The sequence below is a fragment of the Paenibacillus pseudetheri genome, assembly GCF_924513355.1.
GTDB classification, from domain to species: domain Bacteria; phylum Bacillota; class Bacilli; order Paenibacillales; family Paenibacillaceae; genus Paenibacillus_AQ; species Paenibacillus_AQ pseudetheri.
On sequence record NZ_CAKMAB010000031.1, the window covers coordinates 14,752 to 34,807 of the forward strand.

The 20,056-nt window shown below is 43.8% G+C and carries 20 protein-coding genes and 1 riboswitch; of the genes, 4 read left to right on the forward strand and 16 right to left on the reverse strand.

Going from position 1 to position 20,056, the window contains the following annotated elements; all coding sequences use genetic code 11:
* Positions 1-8: 8 nt before the first annotated feature.
* Positions 9-1,070: an NAD(P)/FAD-dependent oxidoreductase gene (locus L1028_RS22145; RefSeq protein ID WP_234539749.1), complete on the forward strand. Its 1,062-nt coding sequence runs from the start codon at positions 9-11 to the stop codon at positions 1,068-1,070.
* 68 nt (positions 1,071-1,138) lie between these two features.
* On the opposite strand, the gene L1028_RS22150 is transcribed toward L1028_RS22145, so the two are convergent.
* Positions 1,139-1,393, reverse strand: a complete 255-nt coding sequence (locus L1028_RS22150) for a YuzB family protein (RefSeq protein WP_234539752.1) — start codon at positions 1,391-1,393, stop codon at positions 1,139-1,141.
* A gap of 81 nt (positions 1,394-1,474) precedes the next feature.
* On the opposite strand from L1028_RS22150, the gene L1028_RS22155 reads away from it, so the two are divergent.
* The gene (locus L1028_RS22155) at positions 1,475-1,723 is read left to right on the forward strand and encodes a NifU family protein (protein WP_042130899.1); all 249 of its coding nucleotides are present in this window, start codon (positions 1,475-1,477) and stop codon (positions 1,721-1,723) included.
* 155 nt (positions 1,724-1,878) lie between these two features.
* On the opposite strand, the gene L1028_RS22160 is transcribed toward L1028_RS22155, so the two are convergent.
* The 13 genes from L1028_RS22160 to L1028_RS22220 form a co-directional block, all read right to left on the reverse strand.
* Entirely contained in the window at positions 1,879-2,736 is an 858-nt protein-coding gene (locus L1028_RS22160; RefSeq protein ID WP_234539754.1) for a MetQ/NlpA family ABC transporter substrate-binding protein, read from the reverse strand.
* A gap of 58 nt (positions 2,737-2,794) precedes the next feature.
* Positions 2,795-3,454, reverse strand: a complete 660-nt coding sequence (locus L1028_RS22165; protein WP_234539756.1) for a methionine ABC transporter permease — start codon at positions 3,452-3,454, stop codon at positions 2,795-2,797.
* Positions 3,454-4,470 carry a methionine ABC transporter ATP-binding protein gene (locus L1028_RS22170; RefSeq protein ID WP_234539759.1) on the reverse strand — a complete coding sequence of 339 codons (1,017 nt, stop codon included), beginning with the start codon at positions 4,468-4,470 and terminating at the stop codon, positions 3,454-3,456. Before L1028_RS22170 ends, L1028_RS22165 begins: the two co-directional genes overlap by 1 nt.
* 100 nt (positions 4,471-4,570) lie before the next feature.
* Positions 4,571-4,710, reverse strand: a riboswitch (SAM riboswitch).
* Between the two features lie 100 nt (positions 4,711-4,810).
* The gene (locus L1028_RS22175; protein ID WP_234539761.1) at positions 4,811-5,545 is read right to left on the reverse strand and encodes a Cthe_2314 family HEPN domain-containing protein; all 735 of its coding nucleotides are present in this window, start codon (positions 5,543-5,545) and stop codon (positions 4,811-4,813) included.
* A 97-nt stretch (positions 5,546-5,642) separates the two neighbouring features.
* The gene (locus L1028_RS22180; protein ID WP_234539764.1) at positions 5,643-6,626 is read right to left on the reverse strand and encodes a COX15/CtaA family protein; all 984 of its coding nucleotides are present in this window, start codon (positions 6,624-6,626) and stop codon (positions 5,643-5,645) included.
* Positions 6,627-6,716: 90 nt separating this feature from the next.
* Positions 6,717-7,061: a thioredoxin family protein gene (locus L1028_RS22185; RefSeq protein WP_234539767.1), complete on the reverse strand. Its 345-nt coding sequence runs from the start codon at positions 7,059-7,061 to the stop codon at positions 6,717-6,719.
* A gap of 78 nt (positions 7,062-7,139) precedes the next feature.
* The gene (locus L1028_RS22190) at positions 7,140-8,768 is read right to left on the reverse strand and encodes a putative polysaccharide biosynthesis protein (protein ID WP_234539768.1); all 1,629 of its coding nucleotides are present in this window, start codon (positions 8,766-8,768) and stop codon (positions 7,140-7,142) included.
* A gap of 27 nt (positions 8,769-8,795) precedes the next feature.
* The gene (locus L1028_RS22195) at positions 8,796-9,281 is read right to left on the reverse strand and encodes a DUF456 domain-containing protein (protein WP_234539773.1); all 486 of its coding nucleotides are present in this window, start codon (positions 9,279-9,281) and stop codon (positions 8,796-8,798) included.
* A 36-nt stretch (positions 9,282-9,317) separates the two neighbouring features.
* A complete protein-coding gene (locus L1028_RS22200; RefSeq protein WP_234539777.1) occupies positions 9,318-10,073 on the reverse strand; it encodes a Cof-type HAD-IIB family hydrolase in 756 nt (251 codons plus the stop codon).
* 77 nt (positions 10,074-10,150) lie between these two features.
* Complete coding sequence (locus tag L1028_RS22205; protein WP_234539781.1) at positions 10,151-12,256, reverse strand: peptidoglycan D,D-transpeptidase FtsI family protein; 2,106 nt, start codon at positions 12,254-12,256, stop codon at positions 10,151-10,153.
* Between the two features lie 26 nt (positions 12,257-12,282).
* The gene (locus tag L1028_RS22210; protein WP_234539782.1) at positions 12,283-14,358 is read right to left on the reverse strand and encodes a peptidoglycan D,D-transpeptidase FtsI family protein; all 2,076 of its coding nucleotides are present in this window, start codon (positions 14,356-14,358) and stop codon (positions 12,283-12,285) included.
* A 266-nt stretch (positions 14,359-14,624) separates the two neighbouring features.
* Positions 14,625-15,770, reverse strand: coding sequence for a transglutaminase domain-containing protein (locus L1028_RS22215; protein ID WP_234539783.1), 1,146 nt, complete (start codon positions 15,768-15,770; stop codon positions 14,625-14,627).
* A gap of 61 nt (positions 15,771-15,831) precedes the next feature.
* Positions 15,832-16,269, reverse strand: a complete 438-nt coding sequence (locus L1028_RS22220) for a hypothetical protein (protein WP_234539857.1) — start codon at positions 16,267-16,269, stop codon at positions 15,832-15,834.
* A gap of 270 nt (positions 16,270-16,539) precedes the next feature.
* Here L1028_RS22220 and L1028_RS22225 point away from each other — a divergent pair, with 270 nt between their 5' ends.
* Positions 16,540-17,727, forward strand: coding sequence for an MFS transporter (locus L1028_RS22225; RefSeq protein ID WP_234539784.1), 1,188 nt, complete (start codon positions 16,540-16,542; stop codon positions 17,725-17,727).
* Between the two features lie 130 nt (positions 17,728-17,857).
* Positions 17,858-18,205 (forward strand): DNA primase, encoded by a 348-nt coding sequence (locus tag L1028_RS22230; protein ID WP_234539859.1) that lies wholly within the window; start codon positions 17,858-17,860, stop codon positions 18,203-18,205.
* A gap of 79 nt (positions 18,206-18,284) precedes the next feature.
* Here L1028_RS22230 and L1028_RS22235 read toward each other — a convergent pair whose 3' ends face one another.
* Positions 18,285-18,908, reverse strand: a complete 624-nt coding sequence (locus L1028_RS22235) for an SCO family protein (RefSeq protein WP_341482574.1) — start codon at positions 18,906-18,908, stop codon at positions 18,285-18,287.
* A 17-nt stretch (positions 18,909-18,925) separates the two neighbouring features.
* Positions 18,926-19,858, reverse strand: coding sequence for a heme o synthase (cyoE, locus tag L1028_RS22240; protein ID WP_234539787.1), 933 nt, complete (start codon positions 19,856-19,858; stop codon positions 18,926-18,928).
* Positions 19,859-20,056: the final 198 nt, after the last annotated feature.

Here is a 20,056-nt window from a genome sequence, read left to right on the forward strand (position 1 = left end):
CGGTCAGCATGAGAACACTACTCGTTCTGGGCGGCGGCTATGGCGGCTTGGCCCTAATTCAAGAATTGCTCAATAATCACCTTCCTCAGGATATTGAAATTATCTTAATTGACCGAATGCCTTATCAAGGAATCAAAACGGAATATTATGCGCTTGCCGCAGGTACAGTAACTGACTATCACTTGCGGATCCAGTTTCCGGTTCATCCCCGTCTCACTATCCGTTACGGTGAGGTGAGTTTCATTGATTTGGAGAGTAGAATCGTTACAATGGAGCCTGACGAGACTGTGTCTTACGACATACTAGCCATTGCGTTAGGCTGTACCGACAATTACCATAACATCCCTGGAGCTGATCAATATACTTGCAGTATCCAGACCTTTGCAGGAACACGCGAAACTTATCAACGCTTAAACGATGTGAAGCCCTATGGAACAATAAACATTGTTGGCGGTGGACTAAGTGGAGTGGAATTGGCGGCAGAGCTTCGGGAGAGCCGACCAGATCTTAATATTTCTATTCTGGATCGTGGTGAACGTGTCTTGTCTGCCTTTCCTGCGAAGCTGTCACAGTATGTGGAGGAATGGTTTCACCACCATCAAGTACAGACACTTGGACGTGTCTCTGTATCCCATGTAGAGAAAGATGCGCTTTTTAACGGTGCAGAGGAAATTCTTTCAGATGTTACGGTATGGACCGCAGGGATTCAACCCGTAAAGGTTGTTCAGGAATTAACAGTCCCGAAGGATCGCGGAGGACGGATCATACTGGATGAGTATTATCGTATACCTGATTATCCAGAAGTGTATGTAATTGGCGACTGCGCCAGCCTGCCATTCGCTCCAAGCGCACAAGCAGCAGGAGCGCAAGGTGAGCAGGTTGCTCAGGTAATACAAGCCATGTGGCGCGGTGAGACTCCTAAGCTTCATTCTATTCGTCTGAAGGGTACCTTAGGCTCACTAGGCAAGAAAGCTGGATTTGGTCTGATGGGCCAACGCTCCGTCAAAGGACGGGTTCCCCGTATCCTTAAGAGCGGGGTGCTCTGGATGTCAAAACGCACTTTAGGATAAACCTAAGGGCTGCTCTTTTCCGTATTAATAATGGAAAAGAGCAGCCCTTTATTTTCCACAAAAAGCATTTAGTCAAGGTCTATATTGAACCAAGCCTCTAGCTCTTTGATTTTAGCATTAATTTTCTCTTCTAGCTCGTCAACAGTATCTGCCGCAACGATGTCCCCTTCAACCATGGCAAACGGAGTTAAATAACATTCCCCACAATTGTTCAGGCATCCGTATTCGATCACATCGTAATCTGGATTTTCTTCCAGCTTATGCATTAGCTTATCTGTTCCGTGTCCCATGTTACTGGCACAAAATTCAATAATTGGTCTCATGATGATCTCCCTATTCCGCCTAACCATTTTATTTTTTAACTTTTTGTACTATAATGAACTTACGAAAGGAGTGATTGAGAAATGAGTGAGAATGCACAAAGCACCGAAATGTATGATGAAGTATTAGAAGTGCTGGATAAACTTCGTCCGTTCCTGCAGCGCGATGGCGGCGACGTTGAACTGGTCGATGTAGAAGACGGCATCGTTAAGTTGAAACTTATGGGTGCCTGCGGCAGCTGCCCAAGCTCCACGATCACCTTGAAAGCCGGGATTGAACGCGCCCTTCTTGAAGAAGTAGAAGGCGTGCAAGAAGTTATGCAAGTATTCTAATCCCATTCAATATCATTCCCGATCCCCTCTTCAGGAGATCGGGATTTTCTTATTATAGAGGATTTAACCTCTTCCCACAACATACAGCATAGAACCCGCAGCCTAATGGCATGCGGGTTCTATGCTGTAATTAGCGATTAGATAAGCTTCACTACTTAAAATGCTGGAATGATCGCACCTTCGTACTTCTCTTCAATAAAAGCTTTAGCTTCTGGAGAATTCAGAGCAGCTACCAGCTTTTTGATTGCATCGGAATCTTTATTGTCAGGGCGAGCTACCAGGATGTTAGCATAAGGGGAATCTGTACCCTCGATGAACAAAGCATCTTTGGTTGGCACAAGACCAGCGTCTAGTGCAAAGTTGGTGTTGATCAAAGCAAGGTCTACCTCATCTAGTTGACGTGGGAGCATAGCCGCTTCCAACTCAATGATTTTAATATTTTTCTTGTTTTCAATGATATCTGCTTTCGTTGAAGCAATGTTTGTATCATCTTTCAATGTAATCAGACCATTTTTCGCTAGTAGGATTAGCGCACGACCACCGTTAGTAGCATCGTTCGGAATGGCAACTTTCGCACCGTCAGCCAACTCATCGATCGATTTTATTTTTTTGGAATAAGCTCCAAAAGGCTCAACGTGAACAGATGCAACGGAGATCAGGTCTGTTTTATTATTTTTATTTTGGTCATCAAGATAAGGTTGGTGTTGGAAGAAGTTAGCATCTAGCTGCTTCTCATCAAGCTGTACGTTCGGTTGAATATAGTCAGTGAATTCTTTAATTTCAAGAGTAATTCCTTGCGCTTCAAGCAATGGAGCAATAGCTTTTAGAATCTCAGCGTGTGGAACAGGTGAAGCACCGACTACCAATTTCACTGGTTCTGTAGTTGTCTCAGTTGCAGTACCTTTAACTGGTGCATTAGTGGCAGCTGAGTTAGAAGCATTATTGTTATTGCCGCAAGCAGCTAGCACCACAACCAGTGTCAGACTAAAAAAAGTAAGTAGCAATTTTTTCATTTTAAATCCCCTTCTTTTCTTTGGTATTTGTATGAATAAGACTATATGTGGATGTACCTTATTTCCGTGTGTAATATTTTACGAGTCGATCACCGACCATTTGCAGCAATTGCACCAGTATTACAATAAACGTTATGGAAATAATCATAATTTCCGTCTCATAGCGGAGATAACCGTAACGAATCGCTAGATCACCAAGTCCGCCGCCCCCAACTTGGCCAGCCATTGCAGTATAGGAGACCAGTGTGACAAGTGTGATCGTAACTCCAGCGAGCAGACCTGGACGAGCCTCTGGCAAAAGAACGCGCATAACGATCTGATTCGTTGATGCTCCCATTCCTTGCGCCGCTTCGATTACTCCGCGATCCACTTCCCTTAGCGCCGTCTCCACCAATCGAGCAAAGAATGGAGCTGCTCCAATTACAAGTGGCGGTATCGTTCCAAGGACACCGATAGAAGTTCCGACAATTTCTTTGGTAATAGGAATTAAAGCCACCATCAAAATAATAAACGGTACGGAACGTAGGATATTTACAAGTAATGATAAGACCGAGTAAATTACTCTGATTACAATACTATTCGATCTTTCGCATAAATACAATAGAATTCCGAGTGGTAAACCGAGAATAATTGTGAACAATCCGGAAAATACTATCATTTTCAGAGTTGCAACTGTAGCATCCATCATTTCTTGCCAGTTTAAATCTGCGAAATTCATTACGAAATCACCTCCACTTCAAGGCCTTGAGCGGTTAGTTCGGATATCGTCACAGCGATCGCTTCAGCCGGCCCTTCGAATCGAACGATCATTTGTCCATAAGGTACATCTTTAATCGTTGAGATGGTACCATGCAGAATGGCAAAGCTTACACCCGTCTCACGTACTACATTGGAAAGTGCAGAACCGTAGGTCTTCTCTCCGAAAAAAGTAATTTTGACGGCCTGAGAGTTGTCCCCAGCAGCAGCGTCAAGCGCCATACGAAGGGGGCCCTCATTCTGTGATTCACTGCGAATGAAATCGCGAGTGACCTCATGCTGCGGCTTCAGGAATACCTCCGTAACTTTACCTTGCTCAACGATACCACCACCATGAATGACCGCAACACGGTCACAGATGCTCTGAATCACATGCATTTCGTGTGTGATCAGCACAATGGTCAGATGGAATCGTTTATTAATATCGAGCAATAGCTTAAGAATAGAGTCTGTCGTTTGTGGGTCAAGCGCAGAGGTTGCTTCGTCACACAACAGCACATCAGGGTCGCTGGCAAGTGCCCGTGCGATGCCAACCCGTTGCTTTTGTCCTCCTGATAATTGGGAGGGATATTTATCCCGGTGTTCTTCAAGCCCCACTAAGGCAAGCAAATCTTTCACTTTAGTATCAATATCTGCTCTCGAGGTACCTATGAGTCGCAGAGGAAAAGCAATGTTATCGTACACCGTCGCAGAAGATAGCAGATTGAAATGTTGAAAAATCATCCCAATTTTGCGCCGCTGTTCCTGCAGCTGGCCTTGAGTAAGCTTGGTTAGTTCAATGCCATCTACCCAAACTTCCCCTTCTGTCGGACGCTCCAACAGATTAATGCAACGGATCAATGTACTTTTCCCCGCTCCAGAATGGCCAATGACTCCGAATATTTCACCTTTTTCGATAGATAAATTCAATCCGGAAAGTGCTGTAGCCGCATGGTTGCCTTTTCCATATACCTTTGTTATTCCTTTTAAATTAATCAACGCTCGTCGCCCCCTTTATATTTCACTTATTCCATACAAAAAAACCTCCGACGATCGATGCAGATCGCAAGAGGCTCTGTGTGTTTATTTAGACAATGCCTTCTCATCTGCCAACGACCACAAACCTTGCGTCATTGTAGGAATTAGCACCATGACATTTGTACATAACGCTAATCGCGCTGTATACAAATCGGTTGCCGGGCTTCATCGGGCCTATCCCTCCGCCACTCTCGATAAGATATAGAGTATGAAATTTTATGTTTGAATTCGTACAGACTTTAATGCAAGCATAAGTATAGTTAGTTTCTCGTTTTTTGTCAAAAGGAAATATCTTGAACGCTTAGGATTGTACGCTCTTTGGCTTGCTAATTTCCTTACGCAGCTGTTCATTGCTATAGCTGAATGCCGCGATTAATGTTTTACAGTTCATTTCAAGGGACTGCTTCAAATCCTCAAGATGGCTATCTAAATCCTCAAGCTGAATTTTGTCATGCAGACCTTGATGTCGCTGCCATAAATCATCCTGCATTTCGGAATTCATATAATGAATTTCAGCATTTCTGCGCTTGCGTAGATTCTCCAGTGGATCACGATAAGAGTTCTTGATCTGTTCCAGTTGATCCGCTAATGCAGGATGCACATTCAACAACTGAAGTTGACGCAGCACTGTAAAATAAGAAAAGTGCGTTTTTAATTTGGAAGTTTTGAGGTCATAAAAATGATTCAGCACCGTTCCAAGCTTGTCGAGAAGAGAGAACACACGAATAAATCCATCTTTATAAAAATAAACATAACGCGCATAATCGCCTTGTTCCACTGGTGACATATCGTCCATAAACCCTGCGATTACCGATTTCCGGTAAAAAGCAGCTGCGAACCAGCTTTGCTCCAATTCATCCAATGAGGAGATCAGTCCACGTGTCCAAATCTCCAGCTTGCGGTATTCATGGTCATTATCCTCATGGGCGTTCATTTCCTTGCGCAGTAAGGCTGCAAAAGTGGCCATGTTCTCCATCGCATCAGCCAATACACCGCTGTTCTTTCGAGGCGGCTCTCCAAGTATAACCCGCAGCATATCCCAGCCCTCCTAAAGTTTTGTCCAGCACCACGATATACCGATTTCCATTTTATTATTCCGCAGGTAAAGCGACTCTATCCACGGAGGGAACTTTCTACCAAGGGGGTGGAACCATTGAGTTATTGGCTTTATTTTCAAACTCGGCATTTCTCGCGCTACTCAGCTGCCAAACTCTTACACTCATATAGCATAGAACGCCAAACAAGCAAGCAATCAACAAAATATGAGCCAAGGCAGCAAATATGTACAATCTTTCATTATCTAGTGTGTAAACAACAGCAGCTCCACTAAACACCTGCATTAAGCATAGCAGAACAGCAGCAACGCCAAGAGCTCTTAGCTCTGGATAATCCTTATGTTTCCAAAAAGCTAGATGTCCGAGCACCGCAGTAAGAATAAATAAGATCAAAGCCGCAATCCGATGTGTAAAAACAATTCCTACTCCCCCGGAAAGCTCCGGAACCCATTCACCGTTACAAAGCGGCCAGCCAGAGCATCCCCCGCGTGAATCCGTATGACTAACAAAGGCTCCAATATAAACGACAATATAGGAATATAAGGCCGTAAAACAGGTTAAATTGCGGAAAGCCTTGCTGACGGGCTTCTTCTGAATCTCCATCTTATGTTCGTATTCGCCTGCCTCATGTCGCCTTTTGGTTCCGAGAGCCAACATCAGAGAGCTTGAAAAAGCGATCAAGGAAAAGCCCATATGTAATGCCATTACAGCAGCAGACTGGGATTTAATTACTGCAAGCGCTCCCATACCACCTTGTACAATTACAAACAGCAACGTCATAAATGCATATACTAACAAATCCCGCCGATTTCGAGCATATCGCCAAAAAGCAATCATCGAGGCAAGTGACAATAACCCCGCCAATCCACTAAACAAGCGATGGGTGTATTCAATCATCGAACCTACAGTATAGGCCGGAATCAATTTCCCATGACAGAGCGGCCATTCATTTCCACATTCCAATCCCGATCCAGTCTTCGTTACAACCGCTCCTCCTAATACCGCGAGGAACATGATAAGGCAAGTAAGATAACTAAGCCATTTCAACTGATTTGTCGTCAAAAATATCACCCGCAGTTTTTAGTAATGAAGAAGCATTTTAAAAAAACCACCGCTTTTGCTCAAACAGGCGAAAGCGGTGGTTTTCCGGAATTACTGTTGAAGGCTTTGATGCACTTGAACCGCTTTATCCAGGAAATTCTCAATTTCCTCGCGGGATTTACGTAATTTATTAACGAATCTAACCAATTCACGTCCATCGGAATACGCGACAAAGCTTGGAATCCCCATAATATTTTGTTCCTGACTAACGTCACCCACAGCATCAACGTCAACCTCGACCAGCGTTAGACGATCTGCATAGGCTTGCTCTACCTCAGGAATAAAAGGATCGATAAATTTACAATCCGAGCACCAGTCCGCCTTGAAGATGGTTACAGTTAATCGAGGAGATTGAATGGCTACCTGAAATTCAGCAGGAGAACTAATTTTGTCCATAGCTTGTTCAGTCCTTTCTTCCATATCTGTCAAATTTCTATTCTTTAAGTGAAGCAAAATGTCATGCAGAAGTCAAACTTATTCTCTCATACGAACACGCGCAGGCTGTAATTTCATCAGCGGATTCAACAATTTTTGCAATGCACGCGGATAACTGGAGATTTCCTGTTTAGTAAGCACACCCAGTACAATAAGCATGACCAGATAAATAACAACAACTGCGGCCCCTACAACAAGACAAGTGATCAGAAACGCCAGACGTGCAGGCATTAGATCTGTTAACAGAATTCCAGCTTGGTTCAAACCAAAACCAATACCACCGGACACAAGAACCGAAATTGCGAAGCCTCCCCACCGTTTACCCATAATTTCGAAAGATACAATGGATTTCAGCATCCGTAAGTTAAGAATAGTAATGACAACGAAACAAAGTGCTGTTGCGCCGATAATCCCATAAATCCCAAATACTTTACTTAGTAAGAAGCTTGCGACTAATTTAACAATAATACCCACTAGCACATAATACATTGAAATACGTGATTTGCCCATACCGAGCAAAATTGAGTTCGTCGTCATCATGGTGATCTGAAAGATCGTTCCAATCGTAAGCATCGCCACAATTCCACTTCCGTCCAAGCTACTGAACAGTAACCCATTCACAGAATAGGCTGCAGCCACAAGCGCCAACACAATTGGCATCCCTGTCAGGATAGAAATCCGCAAAGCAAGTGTAATTTGCTTCTTCAAGTGCACCTCATCACGACGGGCATAGGCAGCAGAAATGATTGGAATCAGCGAGGTACCTAGCGCAATGGCTAGTACTGGCGGAATTCCGGCCACACTTTGAGCACGCGTGGTTAGTATACCCAAAGCTGCTGTTGCACTCTCTCTACCCATCTGATCGATAAGCAGTGGAACAGCCAAAGAAGTATCAATCACATTCACTACGGGAATCGTAAGTGAAGAGAGCACAATCGGAATCGATAGTGTGAAAATATCCTTGTAAATTCCCCAAATCGGCAATTTTTGAGTAGTATCGTAATTTAATCCCTGCTGTTTATCCTCTCGGCGCAGCTTGATTGCAAAATAAATCATGACGCCAAATGCTGCAATACTACCAATTACGCTACCGAAGGATGCTCCTGCAGCGATAGTTGTATTGTTATATCCCTGCTGTAATAGAATATAAGCTAGTAAAATAGCGACTAGTACGCGAGCGAACTGCTCTACAATCTGTGAAATACCACCAGCCATCATATTGTTGCGCCCTTGAAAATATCCACGCATCATGGCAATTGCCGGAAAAAGTAAAAGCGCAGGTGCAATAGCCCTAACTGCCATCGCTGATTCTGGTACATCAGCAATATGTGTCGCATAGAACGGAGCGCCTATGTACAGCAAGGCCGTCATGATTACCCCTGCTGCTACTGAAAATAGCAATGCTGCATGATACACCTGTCTCGCCTCTTCAGGACGATTCAGAGCGTACCGCTCGGAGACCATTTTACTGAGCGTACTTGGAATACCTGCTGTAGCCACGGTGAGCAGCATTAAATAGATATTGTTCGATACCCCAAATGATGCTCTCCCCACATCATCAAAAATATGATCCAGCGGCACCCGCTGAACAAGCCCGAGTACCCTTGCCACCAACGCTGCAGCAGCAAGGATAAGCGTGCCTTTTACGAAAGACTCTTTCTTGGACAAACCATTTCCCCTTCTTCACTGTTAAAATTAAAACCGGACGACCCATATAAAAAAGAGGACGACCATAATAATTTGTAGCACAATTTTGACAACAGTACTACTAAACAACCCAAGTATTGATCCTACACTTACTTTGGCAGCTTTAGCTGGGGAAGAACCCACGATCAATTCTCCTATAAAGGCACCCAGAAACGGACCGATAATAAGTCCAAAGGCTGGGATTACAAAAGGACCAATGATTAGCCCGATTGTACTCCCGATAATCGATGAACGCGAGCCGCCAAATTTCTTAACGCCCCACGCTCCTACAACGTAATCAGCAATAAATAGAACTGCAACGATCAGCGTTTGAATGATCCAGAACCAAACACCAAAAGGCTCGAAAGAAAAGAACCAGCCATATACGAAAAAAGCAAGATAAATCGCAAGTGCACCCGGCAGTATAGGATACACAGCCCCGGCTAGCCCTACGGCAAATAAAGCAATAATAAGAATCCAACCCAGGATCGTCAATACTTAACCTCCTAATAGCAAATATGCTCTATGGATTCACTTCGCAATAGCTTTATTAAAAATATATTTTTGAATGACTTCTGCAATTCCATCATTATTATTAGAAGCCACCACAGCGTCAGCCTCTTCTTTAACCGTCTCCTGAGCGTTGCCCATGGCAACCCCAAGCCCTGACTGCTGAATCGCTGCAAGGTCGTTGAGGCTGTCACCAACCGCTATAACTTGGGACATGTCTAGTCCTAGCAGCTTACAGACTTCCATGATTCCGGCTGCTTTATTCACTCCTAGAGGGTTAATCTCCAGGTTATGTGGAGAGGAGTTCGTAATCTCCAATCCACCCATATCTTGAAGACGAAGCAGCAGCTTATGACGAAGATCATCATCTTCGGTGTGATAACCGAATTTAAGCCATTCTCTGCCCGTTACATCCCCATCCCAGTTATCCTGTTTGTGGACTTTTTCTGTAGAATAGGCCCAGAACCAAATGTCATCTTCTTTAGCAAGTTCATACATTTGTTGTACCAGCATAGGGTCCATCAAGGATCGCCGATAAATTTCATGTGGCGCTCGCCATACCTCACTACCGTTCACAGTAATCATAGGTGTTACTAGTCCAAGCTGCTCAGCATATGGAAATGCACTTGTAAAAGCCCGGCCCGTCGACAGACAGACGTGAACGCCTGCGTCGACCGCCTTTTGAAGCCATTTCACCGTTGTAGGTGTAATAATCTGTTCATCATTCAGTAGGGTTCCATCCATATCCAAAGCAAGCAGGCGGTATTTGGCAGTCATTGCCACCCCTCCATTCTTTTATGCTCTCAATAGAGCAGCTGTTTATTTTTTAATCATTATTCACCTTAGAGTCAAAGTTACTGAGTACCTGTAGTTGTTCCTTCATTCGCAGGATCATTCGTATTATTACCTGACTGTAGACTCTTCTTCGGAACGCCATCAAGTCCATATTCCCAATCATAAGCATCAAAAATTTTGCGTGCGACCGGCGCAGCACTCTGGGAACCAAAGCCCCCTTCTGGAATGACTACGGCTACTGCCAGCTTAGGATTATTTCGTGGGGCATAGGCAATAAATACACCATTATCGCGTATTTGGCCCTTTGCCACTTGTTGGGATGTTCCCGTCTTACGAGCAAAATCATAAGGAAAATCAGAGAAAGCACTAACTTCACTTCGCATACCCTGTTGAATTTCTTTCCAGTAGGATTTATCGAAGGCTGTTACTTCATCTATGACCTCACGACCGAACTCGTTGACTACTTTTCCGTCAGCATCTGTAATCTTGCTAACTAGCTGAGGTTTGATCCGCTGTCCTTCATTAGCAAGTGTAGCTACGTATTGGGCAAGCTGCAACACCGTATAACTACCTTGTTGGCCGAAAGAAGCATAAACAAGTGCCGCTTGTGCACTACCCGCAGCCTCTATATTGGTATAGTTAATCTGTCCTAAGAATTCATTTGGCAGACCACTTCCCGTGGATACACCAAGGCCAAACTCTTTCATATACTTATCCCAGATATCTACGCCTTTACTTTTGTATTTGTCATACAATCGTTTACCGATCATGTCCACCATGAACGCATTCGAGGATTTCTCAATCGCTCTTGCTGGATCCATAGAACCGTATACGTGTCCTCCAGAGTTTCTTACCTTGGTTTCATGACCTGCTTTACCAAAAGCCGCGAAACCTCTATCCGAATAGTAAGTTGAGGTTGTAAAGAGACCTTCATTCAAACCCACGAGTACGCTCAAAGGTTTAATCGTTGAACCTAGTAGCAGTACAGACCTAAGTCCATTACCTGACGTCCCTGAAGAAATCGGATTAATGGTACCGTTCTGATAGTTGTCCATAATACTGTTCCAGACATCTGTGGATAAGGATCCCGATGTCCAAATATTCGTATCGTAGTCCGGCATACTCGCCATACTGACGATATTCCCCGTATCGACTTCCATCGCTACAGCGTAACCAGTTAAAGCATTAGGATGCGTTTTACCCTGTACAGGATTGGAATGCAGCCACTTAATCTGATCCATAATCGCCTGCTCTGTCTTCATCTGAATGTTCTTATTAATGGTTGTCCAGACGTCATTGCCTTTGACAGGAGGGACTACACGTTCGACTTTCTCTGCCATGTTCTGTGGATTGACGGAGATTTCCTGATAGCCGTTTTGTCCCCGAAGCTCTCTCTGATACTGCAGCTCCAGGCCGTCAAATCCGACAAATTCGTCGTCCTTGTAAGTTAGTCCTGGCTCCGGATTGTTCTTCATAGCATTTAAGATATTCTTATAAATATTAAGGCTGTTTGCTGATTTAAAAGGCTTGATATAACCTATCGTCTGTACGGCAACCGTATCTTTATCGTAATGACGAATGCTTTCCTCGACAATTTCAAGGCCTGGGTATTCTCCCTTATGTTCCATGAAATAGGCCACTTCCTGAGTAGTCAGGTCAGCCTTAATTCGCCGTGCCATAAAGCCAAGTGATTTCCGGAAATATAAATCCAGTGCGTCAATCACATCTTCTTCTGTCATCTTCTCAGCTTTTGGATCACCATATTTATTGAAATCAGCTACCAGCTTGGCTGCCAATGCATCTGACTTGGCTTTAGCCTCTGGAGTTAGGGTAGTTTTACCGGTCATTTTATCTGTTTGCTTAGCGGTATACTCCTTATTGAGTGTAATATACAGCGATTGAACCGGCGTAGAGTACGCTAACTTCTCACCTTCAGCAGCATAAATTACACCTCTCATGGATGCAAGGGGTACATTTTTGGTATCTCTGCTTGTCTCCACTTCTGTTAAAGTTGGTCCTTCCACGAATTGCAACACAGCCAGGCGTATAATAATTACGCAAAATATAGCAAACGTGCTAAAGAAAAACACGTTGAGTCGCAGGCCTATGGAACTTTTACTGTTGGTCTCATCTGGAGGTGAGGCCTGCTTACGGAAAAAACTCACAGTTTATTTCTCTCCTTTTTCTCTAATTATTCTTGAACGGGGTCTGACGCAGGAGCAACATTCTTTTTCGGCACACCATCGAGCCCATATTCCCAATCATAGGCGTCAAAAATTTTACGAGCCACCGGAGCAGCGCTGTTGGAGCCAAAGCCTCCTTCTGGTATAACAACCGCTACGGCCAGCTTCGGATTTTCTCGCGGAGCAAAGGCAATAAACACCCCATTATCGCGGTTTATATTTTTTCTGTCTGTTTTTTCAGAGGTACCTGTCTTACGTGCAAAATCATAAGGAAAATCATCAAAGGCACTAACTTTACTGCTCATCCCCTGTTTGATCTCTTTCCAGTAGGATTTGTCAAACGTTACTGTATTAAGCACTTCTCTTTTAAATTCCTTAACCAACTTACCTTGTGCATCCGTGATCTTACTAACAAGTTGAGGCTTAATACGCACCCCTTCATTAGCAAGAGTAGAAGCATACTGGGCAAGCTGCAGTGTAGTATAACTGCCCTGTTGGCCAAAAGAAGCATAGATAAGTGCAGCCTGCGAGCTGCCTGCAGCCTTAAGATCAGTATAGTTAATCTGGCCTGGTGATTCACCTGGGAGACCACTTTTAGTAGATACACCCAGTCCGAACTTTTTCATATATTTGTCCCATACCTCAATGCCTTTATCTCCCGGATAATTCTTGTAGAGCTGCTTACCCACCATATCAATCATAAATACGTTAGAAGATTCCTTAATGGCCTTAGCTGGATCAAGCGGGCCGTATACGTGACCTGATGAATTTCTTACGGATGATTTATTATCCTTACCAAAATAAGTAATGCCCACATCTGAATAGGTTGTTGAGGTATTAAAAAAACCTTCATTTAAACCAATTAACACACTTAATGGTTTGATCGTAGATCCCATAAACACAAGTGAACTAAAGTCATGACCTGATCTACCAGATGAATTCGAAGTTATCGTACCGTTTAGATGATTATTCATAATTTTATTCCAGACAGGTGTTGGTAAGGAGTCTTTGGTCCATACATTTGAATCGTAATCCGGCATGCTTGCCATGGCGACAATATTTCCAGTCTGCACTTCCATTGCTACGGCGTATCCGGTTAAAGCATCTGGATGCGTCTCGCCTTGAACTGCATTGGTATGTAGCCATTTAATCTGATCCAATATGGCCTGTTCTGTCTTCATCTGAATCTTCTTATTAATGGTCATCCAAATATTATTACCCTTTACAGGAGCAACGTTCTGTTCAACCTTCTCAGCCATATTCTGAGGAGTCACCGAAATGACCTGATAACCATTTTCTCCTCGTAGCTCTCGTTGATACTGCATTTCCAAACCATCAAACCCCACATATTCTTCTGCTTTATACATAAGTCCAGGGGGAGAATCTTTTTTCATTTCACTACGGACATTCTTATACATCGCTATATCTTCAGTCGATTTAAACGGCTTTCCAAAGCCGACTGTCTGTACCGCTACCGTATCTTTATCGTAGTGACGAACACTCTCCTCCACGATCGTTAGCCCCGGATAATTGTCTTTATGCTCCATGAAATAGGCTATTTCCTCGGGAATTAATCCAGTCTTGATCCGTCGCGGCACATAACCTAAATACTTTTTGAAATCTAAATCTAATGAATCCAAGATATCTTGCTGCGTCAGCTTCGGTGCATTCGGATCTCCATATTTAGCAAAATCAGCCGCAAGCCTTGCCGCAAGCATATCGGAGTTGTTCTTCGCCTTCTCCGTAAGTGTGGTCTCACCCGTTACTTTATCTGTCGTTCTAGCTGTATAATCTTTAGTTAATGTAAGGTAAAGCGACTCCGTAGGTGTTGAATAGGCAATCTGCTCTCCTTCGGCAGCGAAAATAATCCCACGCATCGCTGTGAGCGGAACAATTTTCGTTTCCCGGCTCGTTTCTTCTTCACTCAACAGAGCTCCCTCAGTAAACTGTAAACCTGCAAGACGTACGATAATAATACAAAAAATAAAAAAAGTGCCGAAGAAAAAAATATTCAGTCTCAGACCTACAGAATTTCTTGAAGATATCCCGTCCTTAGGCGGGGGCTGCTTACCAAACAAACTCACCAGCTTTCTCTCCTTCTACAAGCATAAACGCCTTGAACATCCTTATAAGGACGGTAAGTGTTTAAGCGAGAAATATAAGACATAAAGTATAGTGCTTATACTTTCTTATATTTTAAAAAAATGTCTGACATACCTTTGCCTGAGACATTACTCTTATGGTGAAGGTGAGTTCTTAGCTGCTTATTGTGAGCATGCCCTCGCATTTAAGTTAGAACTGATGTTACTTGAGTTTATTGTACCACACCCCAGGAGTTCAGCGCCCTCACTCAGAGGGCGTTCTCCCTAATATGCGTTTCATCAAAATCCTTCGGATTGAACCAATCTCCACTACTAGCCCAAGTCGGATCGAGCGGGATCCAAGCTTGCCGATCACTTATATATACTTCATTCCAAGCATGTGCACCATACCCGCCACGTCCATCATAACCCTGACCTGTTACAACCCGTACCTGCAAGCCCTGTGAACGAGCCATTACAGCGTACAGTCGGGCATAGTCTATACACACCCCTTGCCGAGTGTCGAATGTATCCTGTGGTGTCTGTTCATGCCAGACCCTGTTTTGCAAATAATTCTCAGCTTTAGCATAATCGTAAGTCACGCGTGTACCTACCCAATCATAGAGAAGTCTCGCTTTTTTCTCTTCATCTTGCGCTTGTCCAACAATGTCTTCTGCCGCTCCTATAATATCCTGAGGAATTTCATGATCGATAACCTCATATTTTCTGCGAAGGATATCATTCATCTCTGCTGCAACGGTCTTCGTCAGAATAGGAAGCTTCTTCTGCACAGTCTCACCAACAATAGGCTCAAATACAGCAGCAGCACTCTGACTATAGATTGGAGAGGACTCCACATAACGACTAAATCCACTCTCCGGATTTAATCCAACACAGATGAAAAGAGCAAGAACAATTACCAGACTACGCATTAAACCGATAATTAATCCAACTATTGCTCCTCCCATACGGCTTACCTGCGTAATCTTTCTGTCTTTAAACTTCTTAGTACGCCGCAATTGTGGAAAAGGAAGCAACATGGATAACAATCCTAAGAGCATACGAATCAACAGATAAGAAATCAGGAGTAACAATAGAAATCGAACTAGCGGTGATTCTGATAACACAGACACCGCCGTATAATAAATTTGCTGCCACTGTGTAAGCTTCGTATCAGGCAGACTAATCCCCGATGCCCAAGTCTCTACATAGGGATTGAGGTAGGCTGCAGCTGGAATAGCTAATATCAAAGATGCTATAGTAAATAATCCTGTTCCCAGCAGCCCAAATAATCTTCCGGTAGCGCTTGAGAAACCTCTGCTCCAGCCTTGCAATAGAGAGAAGACTACAACCAGCAGGAGGGCGATGGAGATGATATTAGCATCACTCACACTAGTCATCCATCCGTTTATCATATCCGCTCTCTCCTTTCAGTCGCGTGCTTGCTCGCATGTTATATTTTTGAATCCAAGCCTATTATTGATGTTTTCGGGCTTCCTCGATAAATGTTTTTGTCGTATCTGTAATACTCCACTTTCCAAGACTAACACCACGGAAAGTAACCTCTACTTTATCTTCACCCGCTGCGCCCTTCACTTCAATATTCGGCGTTGTAATCGTAAAGGTCCCGTCTCCATTTGAAGTGTACTTCGCATCCTGCGCTTCTTTAAGCATAACCTCTTGCGCTTCCTTCTTTAGCGTGCTTACCGTTCCATCTGCCACCTTATTCACAGCGTTACCAATTTGGTCCATTGTAACACCACTATAGATGAACAAACCTACAACAATCACAATGACAATCGCCCATTTCAGAACGGTTTTGACCAAATTAACAACCGCAAACAGCAGGACAAGCGCAATTACAATAACTAGCCAATTTTCCCTTATAAACTGTGACCATACCTCTGGATCCATCAATCTCACAACACCCCTATCGCCTAGTTTCGTCCCAAGGATTCTCTCTTCCCATAGACATAACGCCAATATTAATTATTATACATGAATACCCATCATAATTCATGGTTCCACCCTCCGTAAAAGGTATACCTACTAGCGGATTTAAAAAAGCGGTATAAGCCCTCTCTGTCCCACGTAAAGTACAAGTAGTGCTTAAGAATTGGTTCTTCATTATTACGCCGTCCTGCATTCACTTGTGCTGTAGGTGGCTCTCGGAGGTGTTTCCCTGTGAAAACTGCGCTATGGCTATACTTATTTCTCTTTTTGGCGTTCTTCGATTTACATGCTCAGTATCCCGTCCTTACGCCCTTTGCCATCTCTCTTGGTGCAGGACCCACCTTTATTGGCTGGATGATGGGCATGTACTCGTTGACCCACCTTCCCGGCAATCTGCTTGCAGGCGTACTCGTCGATCGTAATGGCTCCCGCCGCTACATCGTCTTCAGCCTTGTCGCAGCGGGAGCTATCCTACTGCTGCAAGCTCATGTACAGCTTCCATGGCATCTGCTAATGCTAAGAGCAGCAAGTGGATTCGTGCTCGCTTTTCTCTCTCCAGCCTGTATGACGTTACTGGCTTCTTTGTCATCGGATGCCACAGAGCAGGGGAAATATATGTCCGGACATGGTATCGTTCATACGTTAGCTTCAGTTGTATCGCCTGCTGCAGGAGCTTTTATCGTAGCAAAAGCCGGCTACTCTGGCACCTTCACCACACTTGGATGGCTCCTTATCGCAACAGGAATCATGGCTTTTTTTAGTGTACCTGCACATTCGAGACATATATTAAAGCCGCTAAGCTCAGCGCAATCAACATTAAAAGTTCCAGATAAACCTTCTATTCCAGCGAAAGATGATGATCTGGTATCCAAACGGTATTACCTTTTACCTTTTTTCGTTTCCTGTTCACAAGGTGTTCTCTTTTTCGAGCTCCCACTATCTCAAACAGGGAGTAACAGTATCCTTTCCACAGGTATATTACTGTCACTCCTCAGTTTAGGTGCTTTGGTAACGCTCAGCATGCTCTTCCTGAACCGTCTTTCTCCGGGGGGAAGAATAGCAGCGGCATTACTGGGAATGGCCATCAGCTTCTTTGCACTTGCCTCATTTCACAGAATTCCGACTGCTGCGATTCTTTTTGTGCTCGGTGCAGCCAAAGGAGTGTTATTTCCTGCAATGGCATCACTCTTCATTAGTCTCGGTGGCCCTGGGCGAATGGGTCGGACTTTCTCCATGCAGTCGATAGCCATGTCACTTGGTGCATTCGCTGGGCCCGTGGCTGCTGGACAGCTAAGGTCCTTCGTTTCTCCTTACTTCATAGCCTTTATACTACTAATGGTAGCCTTGCTTCTTCTTCCACCTAAAAACACAGGAAAACTATCGAACCTCACTTCCAAATGGAACGGGCGAGCCGCATGATTCTTTGCTTTTACGACATTTCCCGGGGAATGAAGACTTTCCTGCAGAAACAGTTGTTAAAAATGGCGGTCCTTCGGTAAACTATAATGAGCCTGAAGCTTGGATCCATCCCGGAGGTGATTGTCAGCTAATGTCCATAACGATTATTGTCGAAGGTAAGAACGATCGCAGCAGATTACGACGCGTGCTGGTACCGGAAGTAGAAATCCTATGTACCTTTGGTACATTAAATACACTAAAATTAGAGTCCCTCCGGCAACAAGTAGGAGATGGAGAAGTATTCCTTTATTTAGATAACGACAGCTCTGGAAAAAAAATACGCGGTGTGCTCCGGGATGCCTTCCCTGATGCTGATCACATTTATACTCGTCGCGGATATGCTGGTGTGGAAGGGACTCCTGATGAATATAACATCACTCAGCTCGAAAAAGCTGGATTGGAAGATTTCATCGTCTACCCTGAACCACTTCCATATTAGCTGAAACAAGTATAAACGCCTTTTTCGCTATCCCCTCAATAAAAAGGGATTCGAAAAAGGCGTTTTTAATGTTTAATGTCTATTCCCGAGCCAATTCCTTCAGCTGATCGGCAAGAAATTCAGGAGTTACATTCTCCGTATCTCCTGCGTCATACAATGCACGAAGTCGATTATCTCGGTCAACTAGCGCTATACGGTTGGCATGCACGAAATTTTCTTTCGAATTCCCTGCGATTAATACTTTAAAAGAATCCGTCGCTAACTTACGAACTTCTTCCTGATCCCCCCGCAAGAAATACCATCCATCATAATTCGCCTGAAAACGGTCTGCAAAAGTCTTAATAGCTTCCCTAGTATCATTCTTCGGATCAAAAGAGATAGAAACAAACTCCGTATCTTTACCAAAGCTGCCATCCTCGACCATAATTTTCTGTGTCTGAGATAATAAAAACGTAGTTATAGGACATACATCCGGACACTGCGTAAAAAAGAAGTATACCAGCCGTGCTTTACCTTGTGTATCAGCCAGAGTAACCTGGTCTCCATTCACATTTTCAAGAGAAAAGTCCTGTACTTCTCCGATTACTGGCAATTTTTCTTTTCCCAAATTCAAAGAGTTAAATGCCAGATAACCAGCCATAATCAAAGCAAGTATTAGCAGAAGCCAAGTCCATTTATAACGCTTAAAGGTTTGCACGGACACGTATACCCTCCCTCTTCTTAACCGTGAATCGTATTCAATACAAGTACGATCAAACTAACTGTCAGGTAGTTAATGGAGAAGAGGAAATTTTTCTTCGCCCAGACCTCATCATCCTTAGCCTTAAAGCCCATCAAGGTCAATACTAACCAAGCCAAGGACAACGCTGATGAAATGATTAGAAAAAATATGCCTGCGTAATCGTACGCGTACATTAACACTGGAATAGGCAGCAAAAGGGCTACATAAGGAATCATCTGAAATTTCGTACGTCGCGTCCCTTTAACTACAGGTAACAACGGAAATCCTGCCGCTCTATATTCTTCTTTACGTCTTATCCCCAAAGCCCAGAAGTGAGGGGGTTGCCATAGAAACAACATGGCAAAGATCAGCCAAGCGCCTAGATCAACCGTTCCTGAAACCGCAACATAACCAATTACCGGGGGCATTGCTCCAGAAATCGCACCTACGGAGGTGCTCCATGTTGATGTCCGCTTCAACCAAAGGGTGTATACTACTACATAAACGAACATGCCAACAATTCCAAACAGACCGGCAAGCATACCAGAAAAAGCAAACAGCACGAACAAACCTGCAATACCAAGCCCAATGGCGTATAATAATACAGTGTTTGGTTTCAGTCGTCCTGTAGGAAGTCCCCGTTCACGGGTTCTTTCCATCTTCATGTCCAGATCACGGTCGAAATAGTTATTAAAAACGCAGGCCGAAGCCATAACCAGCATTGTACCGAGCAGAGTCAGAACTAATCTGCCGTAATGAACATCCCAACCCGAGGCCAACCAATATCCCGCAAAGGCCGCAATAAGGTTAGATCGGATAATACCGGGTTTTGTTACAGCAATGAAATCACGCCAGCTAGCACCTTCCGGTGGAGATTTTGCAGACATGGCTGCAGAATCGGAAGAAGCTTGAAATGTTATATGATTGTCCACACCTAATGATCCTCCTTCTAAACGAAAATCTAACGTTCTTACCGAAGTATTTAAAACTTCGCTGTTAACTTTATCATAACAAACCCATGAAGACTTTGACAGTCATGGGGCAGTAAGTTCATGAATTCGACAATTACGTGACAATATTTATTTAATATTTCTTTCAATCCCCTTAATAACCTGAGCGGTATTTGGGTA

Coding starts and splice junctions, on each gene's coding strand:
- L1028_RS22145 (WP_234539749.1), top strand. CDS start 9: ATGAGAACACTACTCGTTCTGGGCGGCGGCTATGGCGGCTTGGCCCTA.
- L1028_RS22150 (WP_234539752.1), bottom strand. CDS start 1,393: ATGAGACCAATTATTGAATTTTGTGCCAGTAACATGGGACACGGAACA.
- L1028_RS22155 (WP_042130899.1), top strand. CDS start 1,475: ATGAGTGAGAATGCACAAAGCACCGAAATGTATGATGAAGTATTAGAA.
- L1028_RS22160 (WP_234539754.1), bottom strand. CDS start 2,736: ATGAAAAAATTGCTACTTACTTTTTTTAGTCTGACACTGGTTGTGGTG.
- L1028_RS22165 (WP_234539756.1), bottom strand. CDS start 3,454: ATGAATTTCGCAGATTTAAACTGGCAAGAAATGATGGATGCTACAGTT.
- L1028_RS22175 (WP_234539761.1), bottom strand. CDS start 5,545: ATGCTGCGGGTTATACTTGGAGAGCCGCCTCGAAAGAACAGCGGTGTA.
- L1028_RS22185 (WP_234539767.1), bottom strand. CDS start 7,061: ATGGACAAAATTAGTTCTCCTGCTGAATTTCAGGTAGCCATTCAATCT.
- L1028_RS22200 (WP_234539777.1), bottom strand. CDS start 10,073: ATGACTGCCAAATACCGCCTGCTTGCTTTGGATATGGATGGAACCCTA.
- L1028_RS22215 (WP_234539783.1), bottom strand. CDS start 15,770: ATGATAAACGGATGGATGACTAGTGTGAGTGATGCTAATATCATCTCC.
- L1028_RS22220 (WP_234539857.1), bottom strand. CDS start 16,269: ATGGATCCAGAGGTATGGTCACAGTTTATAAGGGAAAATTGGCTAGTT.
- L1028_RS22230 (WP_234539859.1), top strand. CDS start 17,858: ATGTCCATAACGATTATTGTCGAAGGTAAGAACGATCGCAGCAGATTA.